This is a genomic window from Clostridium sp. HMP27 (assembly GCF_000765165.1).
Lineage (GTDB): Bacteria > Bacillota > Clostridia > Clostridiales > Clostridiaceae > Clostridium_AK.
The window spans coordinates 40,696-54,469 of sequence record NZ_JMFY01000011.1 but is presented as its reverse complement, the minus strand read 5'-3'; the positions used below and the strand labels follow the sequence as shown (position 1 = coordinate 54,469).

General features: G+C 32.2%; 12 protein-coding genes, 3 tRNA genes and 1 riboswitch. Of the genes, 3 read left to right on the top strand and 12 right to left on the bottom strand.

All coding sequences use genetic code 11. The features are described 5' to 3' along the window. Positions 1-77: 77 nt before the first annotated feature. The 12 genes from DP68_RS05420 to DP68_RS05365 form a co-directional block, all read right to left on the bottom strand. A tRNA-Thr gene (locus DP68_RS05420) sits at positions 78-152 on the bottom strand. A gap of 7 nt (positions 153-159) precedes the next feature. Continuing rightward, positions 160-236: transfer RNA gene (locus tag DP68_RS05415), tRNA-Asp, on the bottom strand. 9 nt (positions 237-245) lie between these two features. Then, a tRNA-Val gene (locus DP68_RS05410) sits at positions 246-321 on the bottom strand. A 280-nt stretch (positions 322-601) separates the two neighbouring features. Further along, positions 602-1,678: a nicotinate-nucleotide--dimethylbenzimidazole phosphoribosyltransferase gene (cobT, locus tag DP68_RS05405; RefSeq protein WP_035307192.1), complete on the bottom strand. Its 1,077-nt coding sequence runs from the start codon at positions 1,676-1,678 to the stop codon at positions 602-604. 308 nt (positions 1,679-1,986) lie between these two features. Continuing rightward, a riboswitch (cobalamin riboswitch) is annotated at positions 1,987-2,162 on the bottom strand. A 143-nt stretch (positions 2,163-2,305) separates the two neighbouring features. Continuing rightward, entirely contained in the window at positions 2,306-3,196 is an 891-nt protein-coding gene (hslO, locus tag DP68_RS05400) for an Hsp33 family molecular chaperone HslO (protein ID WP_035307189.1), read from the bottom strand. A 19-nt stretch (positions 3,197-3,215) separates the two neighbouring features. Further along, positions 3,216-3,953 (bottom strand): class I SAM-dependent methyltransferase, encoded by a 738-nt coding sequence (locus tag DP68_RS05395; RefSeq protein ID WP_035307186.1) that lies wholly within the window; start codon positions 3,951-3,953, stop codon positions 3,216-3,218. Between the two features lie 69 nt (positions 3,954-4,022). Continuing rightward, positions 4,023-4,277: a small, acid-soluble spore protein, alpha/beta type gene (locus DP68_RS05390; protein WP_035307183.1), complete on the bottom strand. Its 255-nt coding sequence runs from the start codon at positions 4,275-4,277 to the stop codon at positions 4,023-4,025. A 178-nt stretch (positions 4,278-4,455) separates the two neighbouring features. Next, entirely contained in the window at positions 4,456-5,421 is a 966-nt protein-coding gene (locus tag DP68_RS05385; protein ID WP_035307180.1) for an oligopeptide/dipeptide ABC transporter ATP-binding protein, read from the bottom strand. Further along, complete coding sequence (locus tag DP68_RS05380) at positions 5,422-6,441, bottom strand: ABC transporter ATP-binding protein (protein ID WP_035307177.1); 1,020 nt, start codon at positions 6,439-6,441, stop codon at positions 5,422-5,424. Positions 6,442-6,455: 14 nt separating this feature from the next. Continuing rightward, complete coding sequence (locus DP68_RS05375) at positions 6,456-7,373, bottom strand: ABC transporter permease (RefSeq protein ID WP_035307174.1); 918 nt, start codon at positions 7,371-7,373, stop codon at positions 6,456-6,458. A 15-nt stretch (positions 7,374-7,388) separates the two neighbouring features. Continuing rightward, entirely contained in the window at positions 7,389-8,339 is a 951-nt protein-coding gene (locus tag DP68_RS05370) for an ABC transporter permease (protein WP_035307171.1), read from the bottom strand. Between the two features lie 167 nt (positions 8,340-8,506). Further along, a complete protein-coding gene (locus tag DP68_RS05365) occupies positions 8,507-10,165 on the bottom strand; it encodes a peptide ABC transporter substrate-binding protein (protein ID WP_035307169.1) in 1,659 nt (552 codons plus the stop codon). 675 nt (positions 10,166-10,840) lie between these two features. Between DP68_RS05365 and DP68_RS05360 the strand changes: the two genes are divergently transcribed. From DP68_RS05360 to dapB, 3 genes are read left to right on the top strand one after another with little or no spacing between them, the layout of a single operon-like run. Beyond that, entirely contained in the window at positions 10,841-11,830 is a 990-nt protein-coding gene (locus DP68_RS05360; RefSeq protein WP_035307167.1) for an aspartate-semialdehyde dehydrogenase, read from the top strand. 35 nt (positions 11,831-11,865) lie between these two features. Then, positions 11,866-12,750 (top strand): 4-hydroxy-tetrahydrodipicolinate synthase, encoded by an 885-nt coding sequence (gene dapA / locus DP68_RS05355; RefSeq protein ID WP_035307164.1) that lies wholly within the window; start codon positions 11,866-11,868, stop codon positions 12,748-12,750. A gap of 15 nt (positions 12,751-12,765) precedes the next feature. After that, complete coding sequence (gene dapB / locus DP68_RS05350; RefSeq protein ID WP_035307163.1) at positions 12,766-13,515, top strand: 4-hydroxy-tetrahydrodipicolinate reductase; 750 nt, start codon at positions 12,766-12,768, stop codon at positions 13,513-13,515. Positions 13,516-13,774: the final 259 nt, after the last annotated feature.

Sequence of the window (13,774 nt, the reverse complement as noted above, 5' to 3'; positions counted from 1 at the left end):
GACTCGAACTCGTTTTACCACCGTGAAATGGTGGTGTCTTATCCGCTTGACCAAGGGGCCTTATTTTAGTAAATTCATGGAGCTTGCAATAGGAATCGAACCCCCAACCTGCTGATTACAAGTCAGCTGCTCTACCGTTGAGCCATGCCAGCATAATTATGGCGACCCAGAAGGGACTCGAACCCTCGACCTCCGGCGTGACAGGCCGGCACTCTAACCAACTGAGCCACTGGGCCGCAGTATCATGGTGGGAACAACAGGGATCGAACCTGTGACCCTCTGCTTGTAAGGCAGATGCTCTCCCAGCTGAGCTATGCTCCCATAAATACTTGCGTGTCGTTTAAGACAATTATTATTATATAAGCTGATATGACTTTTGTCAATAAAAAAATTAAACTTTTTTATATTTTTATAGAAACTTTCGCCAAAGCGAAATTTCTTCCTTCAGCAGTATGCATGAAGATACTTTTAATATTGAATATAAGTATGAGATTTACATTGTAGAAAACATTGAACAAGCATTAGAGCTTCTTTGTGTATCAAATCGTTTTCCTAAATGTAAATCTCATACGTGAGGTTCAGTATTAGAAAACGTCGTAATTTAATCTTCTCTAATATCTACAAAAAATTCAGTGTTATGTATACTTGCCTCTTCTAGCGTATGCATATCATTCATTATACATAAAGCAGATTCTATTACTAAAAACTCTATAGGACATCCTGAACCTTCTCCTAACCTCATATCTAAACCTAAATTTGCCTTAAGACCTATTTCATTCATTACACAAGTTGCACCTGGTTCTACTGGGATATGAGACGGAAACATAAAATCTTTTACATTGGGATTTAACTTATAAGCACACAATGCAGCTGCTGAAGATATAACCCCATCTATTACAATGGGTACTCTATTTTTGGCTGCACCTAGAAAGCATCCACATAATCCTGCTATATCAAAACCACCTACTTTTGATAAAACATCTATAGCATCACTTTTATCAGGATTATTTAATTCAATAGCCCTTTTTATTACATTTTTTTTGTTCACAAATTGTTCCTCTGTAAGCCCAGCACCTTTACCTACTATTAAATCAGAATCTATTCCAGATAGTACGCTTATAACTGCCGCACTAGTGGCAGTATTACCCATTCCTGCCTCTCCAGTACCAAATAAATCATATCCCTCACTTACATATTTATCTACCATTTCTATTCCTACTTCAATGGCTCTTATAGCTTCTTCTCTTGACATAGCCGCTTCTTTTGCCATGTTTTTAGTTCCATAAGCTATTTTTTTATTTATTATCTTAGGGTTATTAAAGTTTGCATTCACACCTATATCTACTACGCATACATCTGCTTTAGCATAATTAGATAAGACACCTATACCTGTAACACCTTTAGTATAATTATCTGTAATAATAGCTGTAAGCTCCTGAGGGCATGCACTAACTCCTTCTACTAACACTCCATTATCAGCACTCATAACTATAGTTATTTTTTTATTTATTTTATTCTTTACTTTCCCAGTAATACCAGATATCTTTATAGCCATTTTTTCTAATTCTCCTAAACTTCCTATAGGTTTACTAAGGCTGTCCATTCTCTTCCAAGCATCTTTTATCGCCTCATCATTAGCTGGTGCAATACTTTGCAATGTTTCTTTTAATAATTCCATTTCCCATTCCTCCTAAAATTTAAAAATAATAATTTACTTTTTATAATACTAATAGCACTTATTTTCAAGATCTTAACTCTTACTGCATTTTTAATATCAAGTGATTCATAGATTCAGGTGGCATATACTGGATAAAAACAAATAAGAATCATCCCAAATCAACAGGGAGATTCTTATTTTAAATATGTAATACTTATTAATATAATGGTTTAAATAACTTAAATATGTTATATCATTAAAAAATAAAATCCCTTGCAAAAGCAAGGGAATACATATACAAAGTAAGCTTATATCTTCCCTCCGAAGCATTGTAGCAATGTATTTCAGGCAGTTCTCCTGGCTTAAGTTTCTTCCTCCTCCCTCCTTCCTAGAAATATCTAGTGGATAAATGGGATTTGTCAACTCTTACAGTAGCGGGGGCTGCAGTGGCTTCTCACCACTTTCTCTTTTAAACTATATCAGCACCTAAAATAATCATATTAAATTTTTACTAACTATGCATGATTTATAGAAATTTATAATTTCATTATAAATCAGCTCATCTCAAGTTATCAGGATACTTCATGATAAAATTATAGTACAACCCTTCGTTAATTACAATGTATTTTAATGGTTATTAATTCATGCTTAATTCTTGCTTCCTGATTTTTTTAAAATTTCTCCTATTTGTTCATTAGTAAATTTATAGCTTGTATTGCAAAAGTGACACTTTAATTCCTCAGTTTTATTTTCATTATATAATTCAGTAAGGTCTTTTTCTCCTATGCTCATAAATACTCTTTCTACCTTGTCTCTTGTACAATCACACTGATATTTTGGAGTCATATTATCTAATATTTTTAAATCCATATCTTCAAATATAAACTGAAGTATTTCTTCAATACTCATTCCTTGTACTATATAATCAGTTACAGATTTCATATCCTGAAGCCTATAAGTGACTAAATCAGCGGCTAATTCATTTGCTCCTGGCATCATTTGAATAATAAATCCACCTGCCGCTTTAATACTTAAATCAGTATCTACAAGAACTCCAAGTCCAACAGCAGAAGGAGTCTGCTCGGAAACTGTAAAATAATACGCAAGATCATCCCCTACTTCTCCTGAATAAATAGGTATCTGTCCAACATAAGGCTCTCTAAGTCCCATATCCTTTATAACGGTAACCTTACCATTTATGCCTATAGCTCCTCCAACATCAAGTTTTCCTTTGCTATTTGCAGGTAAATCAACCTTAGGGTTCCCTATATATCCTTTTACGCTTGCATCAGAATAAGCAGTAACAAGAACACCCTTTGCCTCCCCGCCTCCAGATATTTGAATAGTTAAAGAATCCTTCTCTGATTTTAACATTGCACCCATTAATGTTCCTGCAGTAAGCATTCTTCCTAGTGCAGCAGCTGCTGTAGGAGCACATTCATGAATTTTTACTCCTTCATTCACAAGTTCTGTTGTAATAGCTGCAATAATTCTTATGTCACCATTACTTGCAATTGCTCTAACTAATTTATCACTCATTTTATTTCCTCCTGATTTCCTATTTTGTGAGCACATACACTATTCTTTCACTTGTAGAAGATATATCCTCATGCTCATAATTATCTAGTACCTTTGCTATTTTAAACCCAGCTTTAACAATAAGTTCTTCTAGCTCCTTCTCAGTGTATGCTCTTTCTGTATGATGTTCATCAAATCTTCTATAAAGCTCTCCTTCTTTCAAAAAGAAAGTCAAGTACATGTCCACTATATTATCTTCAAAGACATTTTCCCAAGTATAATACACGTTTTCTTCATCATAAGTAAATATATTATTTCCTAATATATTAGAAAGCTTATAATATGAATTTATATCGAATATAAAAATACCTTCATCCTTTAAATGCTTATGTACACCCTTAAAATAATTTAATATATCTTCATTTTCTGTTAAATAGTTAGTAGAATCTAAGCAGCATGTTATAAGATCAAATTGCTTATTTAGTTCCAATTCACTTATATCCTGACATACAAACTTTCCCTTTATACCTTTATTTCTAAGCTTATTTTCAGCTTCAGTAAGCATATCATCTGATAAATCCACTGCCCAAGTATTTAAGAAACCTTTGGCTATATGTTCTGTTAAATTTCCAGTTCCACAAGCCAAGTCTAAATACTCCCTTTTGGGCACATTAAACTCATTACATAAATCCAATATAATATTTGCCCATTTAAAATAATCCACATCACCTTTGATAAGATTGTCATAAATATGGGCAAATTCTTTGTAACACTCCATAACCGTTCCCCTTTATCCAATATAAATCAGCACATCTCAAAATTGAGATGTTTCATTAATAAATTTATATTATAAATTATTTTTTTGCAAGTCAATATTTTTAGGAATATTCATTTGTTTTTTTCTTCTAGTCATTATTCCACCTATTCTTCCTGTTTCCTCTGAAGTTAAGCTGCTCCATCCATATTTCTCTACCTTATCTATCAAACCCAATTCATCAGCAATTTCATATTTAATTTGTTCTCTAAGCTTTTCTGCTTCAGTAAGTTCTCTATTTGATTTTAATTTAGCCTTAATAACCTTTTTAAGTGGTGTTTTTCCCATAATAATCCCCTCCGTAAAAAAATTAATTACGTTATTTAATAGTTTTTACAGATGGGGACATATTTATTCAATTTTTCAAATCAAAATCTAATCTCTATTTAAGAAAATAATTAAGCTTAAAACCCAAAATAAAACCCCAAAACCAGCCATTACACTGATTTTAGGGCATTATTAAATACTATTTATCTTCAAATAAATGACATGCTACAAAGTGATCTTTTTCAACCTCTTTAAATACAGGTGAAACTTCACTACATACAGGCTTTGCATATTTACATCTTGGTGCAAATCTGCATCCTGGCTTTGGATTTATAGGACTTGGAACATCTCCTTCAAGCATTATTCTGCTTCTGCTTTGTTCAACTTCTGGATCAGGAATTGGAATAGCAGATAAAAGTGCTTGAGTATATGGATGTAATGGCTTTGCATATAAGTGTTCACTTGAAGCAAGCTCTACCATAGTTCCAAGGTACATAACTCCAACCCTGTCAGATATATGCTTTACCATTGAAAGATCATGAGCAATAAATAAGTAAGTAAGTCCAAGTTCATTTTGTAATTTTATAAGTAAATTTACAACCTGAGCTTGAATAGAAACGTCAAGTGCTGAAATTGGCTCATCACACACAATAAACTTTGGTTCAACAGCCAATGCTCTTGCTATACCTATTCTCTGTCTTTGCCCTCCTGAAAACTCATGAGGAAATCTTGATGCATGTTCCTTATTTAAACCTACTAGCTGTAAAAGCTCATATATTCTATTAGTTCTTTCTTTTCCCTTATGAATGCCATGTATGTCTATTCCTTCAGCAATGATATCTCCTACTGTCATTCTTGGATCTAGCGATGCATAAGGATCCTGGAAGATTATTTGTGCATTTTTAGTATATTCCTTTTTCGCTTTACCCTTTAGCTTGTGTATATCAGTGCCTTCAAATAAAACTTCTCCACCTGTAGCTCCATATAGTCCAAGTACTGTTCTTCCACAAGTTGTTTTACCACAACCTGATTCTCCAACTAGTCCTAAGGTTTCTCCCTTTTTTATATTAAAACTTACATCATCTACAGCCTTTAAAGTAGCATTTTTTCCAACTTTAAAATATTTCTTAAGATTCTTAACCTGAATTAAAACTTCTTTTTCCACCTATATTGCACCTCCTTCAAATTTTGGAGTCTCAACCTTTGGTGCAAGAGGATGCTGTAACCAACATTGTACTTCATGAGTTTCTGAAAGTTTTGTTACCTCAGGCATTTCTTCATTACAAATTTCCATACAGTAAGCACATCTTGAAGCAAACGGACAGCCTACTGGAGGCTTTAATAAGTCTGGAGGAGTTCCTGGTATTGAATATAATTCATTTTTATGTTTTGTATCAAGTCTTGGTACTGATTGTAAAAGCGCCCAAGTATACGGATGCTTTGAGTTATAAAATAATTCTTCTCTAGTACCTCTTTCAATTATCATACCTGCATACATAACCTGAATTTTAGTTGCTACACCAGCAACTACCCCTAAGTCATGAGTTATAAGTATAACTGCTGTACCAAGCTTATCCTGAAGTTCTCTTATAAGATCCATTATCTGAGCCTGAATTGTAACATCTAGCGCAGTAGTAGGTTCATCAGCTATTAGAACTTTTGGATTACAAGCAAGTGCCATGGCAATCATTGCTCTTTGTCTCATACCACCTGAAAATTCATGTGGATATTGACTTACTCTTTTATCTGCATTTGGTATATTAACTAATTTAAGCATTTTTACAGCTTCATCTAATGCTTCTTTCTTATTCATTCCTCGATGAATAATTAAGTTTTCAGCTATTTGATCTCCTATTTTCATTGTAGGATTCAAGGATGTCATAGCATCCTGGAAAATCATACTTATATCTTCTCCTCTTAAATCCCTAAGTTCTTTATCTGACATCTTTAAAACATCTTTTCCATCAAATAGTATTTGTGAACCTTCTTTTATATCTCCTGGAGGAGTAGGTATTAATCTCATTATGGATTTAGAAGTTACTGACTTACCACAACCAGATTCTCCAACTATAGCTAAGGTCTCCCCCTTATCTACATGAAAAGATACTCCTCTAACGGATTGCACTTCACCTGCATAAGTGTGAAATGTAACTTTCAAATCTTTAACTTCAAGCAAATGTGACATAATTATCTCCTCCTTTACTGACGAAGCTTAGGATCTAGAGCATCTCTTAATCCATCACCAAGTAAGTTAAATGCTAACATTGTTAATGAAATAGCTAGTGCTGGGAAAATTAATTGATATGGATAAAAATCCATAACCGCTTGTCCGAAAGAAGTCATTGCACCCCAGCTAGTTTCAGGAGGCTGTATTCCCAGTCCTATGAAGCTTAAAAATGCCTCAGCAAATATAAATGACGGAATATCAAAAGTCATATAAACAATTATTACTCCAATAGTATTTGGTATTAAATGTTTAAGTATTACTCTTTTAGGGTCTGCTCCCAATGCCTGAGCTGCAAGTACATACTCTGATTGTTTAAGCTGCATAACCTGTCCTCTAACCATACGAGCCATACTTGTCCAACCAGTAATGCATAGTGCAATTAAAAGAGACATCATACCCTTTCCCATAAATATGGATAGTATTATAACTATTAGCATATATGGTATACTTATAAGTATTTCTACGATTCTCATCATTATATCATCTACTTTTCCTCCAAAGTATCCACTAATACCTCCATATATACAACCTATAACTACCTCAATTATCGTTCCTATTATACCTATAGTGATAGAAACTCTACCACCAATCCAAAGTCTTGAAAATAAATCTCTTCCTAAATTATCTGTTCCAAACCAATATTCACCGTTTGGTGAAAGATTCATTTTGTCTGTATTTTGAACAGAAAACTTATGCGGTGATATCCAAGGTCCTATTATGCACATGAGTATTATAATCACCAATAATATCATAGAAAACATAGCAACCTTATTTTGCTTTAATCTTCTCCATGCATCCTGCCAGTAGGTCAAATTAGGTCGTACTATAATATCAGCATTTTCTGCATCATATCCTAAAACTTTAAATTTTTCTTTATTTAAATTTACCATTACACCTTTGACCTCCTATCTTTTTCCACCAGTAAGTCTTATTCTTGGATCTATTACTGTATATAATATATCAACTATTAACAGTGAAATTATATATAGAGCAGAATAGAATATTGTAAGTCCCATAATTACATTATAATCATTTGTCAAAATAGCATCTATCATGGAATTTCCAAGCCCAGGAATATTAAATATTCTCTCTATTACTATAGATCCTGTGATAACTGCGGCTACCTGTGGTCCAAGTATAGTAATAACAGGTAATATTGCATTTCTTATAACATGTTTCCACGCTATGGCTACTTTAGATACACCCTTAGACTCCGCTGTTAATATATAGTCTAGTCCTACAACATCTAAAACCGAAGTTCTCATGTATCTTGCATAAGTTGCTAAACTTGAAAAGGATAGCGCTATAGTTGGAAGTATTGTATATTTAAATCCACTTAAATATTCTCCAGGTGCATACCAGCCTGCACTAGGCAGTCCTATTTTACCCCCTACTGCCTTTTGAAGTAACGCTGCTAGAACAAAGCTTGGTATAGAAACTCCAAGTATTGCAAGGAATATTACTGAGTAGTCGACCTTTGTATTTCTTCTAAATGCGGCTATTATACCGAGTATTATACCTATAGTTAATCCTAAAGCTATTGCCTGCAAACCAAGCTTTAATGAATTAGGAAACTTATCTTTAATTATTTGTTGCACACTATATCCAGGAGTTATAAAGGAATCACCTAATTCTCCCTTTGTTATATTCTTTAAATAAATAACGTATCTTGTAGACAGTGGCTTATTAAGCCCATATTTTTCTTTTATTATTTCCCTAGTTTCTGGCGGAAGTTTTTGCGCTTGAACCGATACAGGATCTCCAGGTATAGAATTCATTAAAAAGAATGTTATTGTAGTTATTACCCATAAAGTTATTAGCATGTATCCTAATCTCTTTAATATATATTTTATCATTTATATCCTCCTTCCTTGATTTCCAGTTAAAATTTATGTAACCACTGGAATTTCCAAATTCCATATGTTTTTTTCAGCCCCATAATATACCATTTTGTCCTTAACATACAAATACTACAATAAGGCTCTACAAACCCCATTGTAGTATTCATACTCTTTATTTTCCCCTATTTTCCTTCATTATAAATCCATTTTAATTCATATGTTGCTCCAAATGCTGGGTGTTGAAGTCCCTTTACACTATTTTGGAAGAAGTTTCTTCTATCTTTATAGTATATAGGAGCTATACCTGCATCTTCATTAATAAGTAATTTTTCAGCTTGTGCAAATAATTCTAATCTCTTGGTATTATCAGTTTCATTTTTGATCTTGTTTAATAGCTCTTCATATTTAGCACTGTTATACTTACCATAGTTATTTCCGTTATCCTTTTGGAATAATCCTATAAATGAATCCGGATCATTGAAATCTGCGCCCCAACCAGACATCGCAATTTCAAAGTTACCATCTTGTGTTTTCTTCAAGTAATCTGCAAAGCTTGCTGCTGAATCAAGCTGCACATTAACACCTATTTTTGACTTCCATTGATTTTGGAAGAATTCAGCTGATTGTTTATCAAAGGCACTGCTATCCTGTGGAAGATATCTTACAGTATGTTTTGATGGATCTGGATCTAACCCAAGTTCCTTTAATCCTTCTATAAATAAAGCTTTAGGATCTTTCTTTTGAGCAATTACTTCCTTTAATGGCTCTTCAATTTTACTTCTGTATTCTACATCTCCAGTTTTTATAAGTGGTGATACAACACCGTAAGCAACAAATCCTCTTTTATAAATCTTATTAACATAAGTTTCTCTATCTATAGCAAGTGAGAAAGCTAATCTAATTTTAGGATTAGTTAAAAGCTTATTTTTTCCAGTTTGATTAAATATCATATAGAAAGAAACTGGGTCCGCTTGCCCTATACCAGAAATTTTACCTGCTTCTACATCCTTTTTAAGTTTATCAATATACTCACCAGTAACAGCTACTGCATCTATTTCTTTATTCATAAGCATCTGGTATCTTGTTTGCATTTCTTTTATAACTGATAAGTTAACTTCATCTGTTTTAACCGCGTCTTTATCGTAATACTTATCATTTTTCTTTAATGTTAACTTAGCACCCTTCTGCCACGCAGTAATTGTATATGGTCCATTATAAACCATCTTTGTTGGGTCTGTACCATATTTATCTCCCTGAGCCTTTGCTATATCTTCTCTAACTGGTACAAGTAATGGGAATGATATCATTTCTTCAAAGTATGGTATTGGTCTTTCAAGCTCTACTACAAAAGTTTTATCGTCCTTAGCCTTTAAGCCAAGATCTTCGGCCTTAGCCTGTCCCTTCATAAACTTTCCAGCATTTTTAACTCCTTCTATAAAGAATGAGTATGTTGATTTAGTGTTTGGATCTAGTATTCTTGTCCATCCATAAACGAAATCTTTAGCTGTAACCGGTTTTCCATCTGACCAATTATAATCTCTTAATTTAAAAGTATAAGTTTTTTTATCCGCTGAAACTTCCCAGCTTTCAGCACCAGCTTTTTCAACTTTTCCATTGTTAACTCTTGCAAGTCCTTCAAAACCAGCACCTACTGCAGTAAATGATGCTGTATCTGATGCTAATCCTGAATCTAAAGTTTTAATATCTGCAAGCTCCAAACTCATAACTTTTGGTTTAGTTTCTCCACCTGCTGACTTTTTGTCTCCACTGCCGCATCCAACAAATGTTGTAAGTGTAAGCGCAGCAGTTAAGATAAGTGCTAGTATCTTGTTTCTTTTCACTATAAACTCCCCCTTTATAATTACTTATAATTATATAATTTAAAAATTATATTGTTAACATTATAGTTAGCTATGGAAATTAACTATTATAATTATGAACTAATGTATCTTAATTTATTAAGATAGCTTATTCCATACTTTTATTAAAACTTTTAATTTACCTTTATATATGTATTTGTATTTTTATGTGATTAATTCGTATTTTTATATACTTATTTATATGTTTGATATACTTAGTTTATATTTTTATATAAATACAAGATAAAAATAAGAGTCTTGCAATAATTATATATTTATACAAAGAATAACCTCTAAATAAATATGTATCTTAAGAAAACTCGTTTGTCTTTGTCATTCTATTTGTGACGTTTTTATTACATTATTTTAACTATATTAACACAGTTTTTTTTCAGTGTCAATCAGATGGCTCTCCACCACACTCATAAATCCACCATAATTAATTTATTTTAATTAATATAAATCGATTGAAATTTTCTAATTAATGAAGGATGTTTTTCTTTTTTTATTTATTAATCTTCTTATTTATCACTTCTAATATCTTTAATAAAAATTTATACATAATGTTTCATTTATATGTTTATTCATTATATAATATAATAATATAAAGCATCTGAATATAATTTGAGATGTAATTATTTTTAGGGAGGGACTCTTATGAATTATAATGTTGCAGTAGTTGGTTGTACTGGAATGGTTGGAAGAAAATTTTTAGAAATACTTGCAGAAAGAAATTTTCCTATAGCAGAGTTATATTTATTTGCTTCTGCTAGGTCTGCAGGAAAAAAACTTTCCTTCGAAGGAAAAGAATATACTGTAGAAGAATTAAAGGAAGATAATATAAAAAATAAAAAAATTGATTTTGCATTATTTTCAGCTGGTGGAGATACAAGCAGAAGCTTTGCTCCTATTTTTGCAAATTACGGAGCTGTGGTTATAGATAACAGCAGTGCTTGGAGAATGGATCCTAATGTACCACTTGTAGTACCTGAAGTAAACCCAGAGGATATTAAAAAGCATAAAGGTATTATTGCTAACCCTAATTGCTCTACTATACAAGCGGTAGTAGCTTTAAAACCTCTATATGATGCCTATGGAATTAAGAGAATAGTTTATTCTACTTATCAAGCTGTATCCGGTGCAGGCATGAATGGATATAATGATTTAATGGAAGGCTATAAGGGAGAAGCTCCTAAAAAGTTCCCTTATGCTATAGTAGGTAATCTTCTTCCTCACATTGATTCATTTTTAGAAGATGGATATACAAAGGAAGAAATTAAAATGGTAAATGAAACAAGAAAAATACTTCATGATGATAATTTAAAAATAACCGCTACTACTGTTAGAGTTCCTGTTTTAAATAGTCATAGCGAAAGTATAAACGTTGAGCTATCAAAAGACTTTGATATTAAAGAAGTATTTGAACTATTTAAGAATTCTAAAGGAATAATACTTGAAGATGATGTAGCAAACTTAATATACCCTATGCCTTTAAATTCATCAGGAGAAGACGAAGTATATGTTGGAAGAATAAGAAGAGATTTTAGTTTAGATTCCGGATTAAATTTATGGGTAGTTGCTGACAATATAAGGAAAGGCGCTGCATTAAATGCAATTCAAATTGCAGAGTGTATGATTAGTGAATAATTTAAATTATTAATTTAAATTTTTGGAGGTGAATTATGAGTATATTCAAAGGATCTGGAGTAGCCATAATTACTCCTTTCGATGAAAATGGTATAGATTTCAATAAGCTTGAAGAACTTATAGAATGGCATATTGCAAACAGCACTGACGCAATAATAATATGTGGTACTACTGGTGAAGCTTCTACCATGAGTGAAACTGAAAGAAAAGAAACTATTAAGTTTACTGTAGATAAAGTTCATGGAAGAATTCCCGTGATTGCAGGTACTGGTAGTAATAATACTAAAGGCACTATAGAATATAGTAAGTGGGCAGAAAGTATTGGAGTAGATGGTCTTCTTTTAATTACTCCTTACTATAATAAAACTACTCAAAAGGGACTTTTAGAACACTTTAAAGAAATAGATAAAAATATAAATACTCCTATTGTGCTTTATAATGTACCAGCTAGAACTGGAATGAATATAGCACCTTCTACCTTAGTAAAGATATGCGCTGAGTGCAGGAATGTGGTTGCAATTAAAGAAGCTAGTGGTAACATTAGCCAAATAGCTGAAATAAAGGCTCTTTTAAGAGACAAGATAGATATATATTCAGGAAATGATGATCAAATAATTCCTATAATGTCTTTAGGAGGTATTGGAGTAATTTCTGTAGTAGCAAATATACTTCCAAAAGAAATGCATAATATGTGTAACTATTATATGGAAGGAAAACTTGAAGAAGCTTTAAAGATTCAGCTAGATACTTTAGCTTTGACAAATGCTTTATTTATTGAAACCAATCCTATACCTGTAAAAACAGCAATGAATGTATTAGGTTTGTCTGTAGGTGATTTAAGACTTCCTCTTTGTTCTATGAGCGAAAATAACCTTGCTGTATTAAAAAATGAATTAAAGGCTTATGGATTATTAAAATAGCCTTAGGAGGATATAATGGTTAAAGTACTGTTAAATGGATGCAATGGAAGAATGGGTCAAATGATATCTCATACTTCCTTATCATTTAATAATTTAAAAATAGTTGCAGGAGTAGATATAAATACCTCTGTAAGTTCATCTTATCCCGTTTTTTCAAAACTAGAAGATTGTGATGTAGAATTTGACGTAGTTTTAGATTTTTCTTCAGCTAAATCTTTAGATAGCTTATTAAGTTTTTGTATACCAAAAAATCTTCCTTTAGTACTTTGCACTACAGGATATACAGAAGAACAACTGGAAGAAATAAAAAAAGCTTCTGAAAAAATACCTGTATTTAAATCTGCAAATATGTCTATTGGAATAAATATAGTGAACAATATACTAAAGGAAATTTCCTCAAAGCTTTTTAAAGACTTTGATATAGAAATAATAGAAAAACACCATAATCAAAAATTAGATTCCCCTAGTGGAACTGCATTATTACTTGCAAACTCCATAAAAGACAGCATACAAGAAGAAACTGAATTTGTTTATGGAAGAGAAGGAATTTCTAAAAGAGACAAAAGGGAAATAGGAATTCATGCAGTCAGAGGTGGTTCCATCGTTGGAGATCATGATGTAGTTTTTGCAGGTAGTGGTGAAATAATTGAGATAAGACACTCTGCTATATCTAGAGAAGTATTTGCTGTAGGCGCCTTAAGAGCCTCCGAATACATGTATCAAAAAGCTCCAGGAATGTATGATATGGATGACGTGTTAAAATAAGAATCACTAATCACTAGTTCATAATCTAGAGTTTTTGTTTTATAAAGTAACTAATGATGTACCTTAGTTACTTTTCAATAGTGAATATTTAATAATTGAGGAGGGAATTTCGTCTTTATGAAATTCCCTCCTTAGTTATACAATTACAGCAAGTTTAAGTTATATTTTTAATGTTGAAGATATAGTATGAGATTAGCATCGTAGAAAACATTGAACAAGCATTAGAAGCTCTTTATTTTTCACTTTAAAATACCGTTAA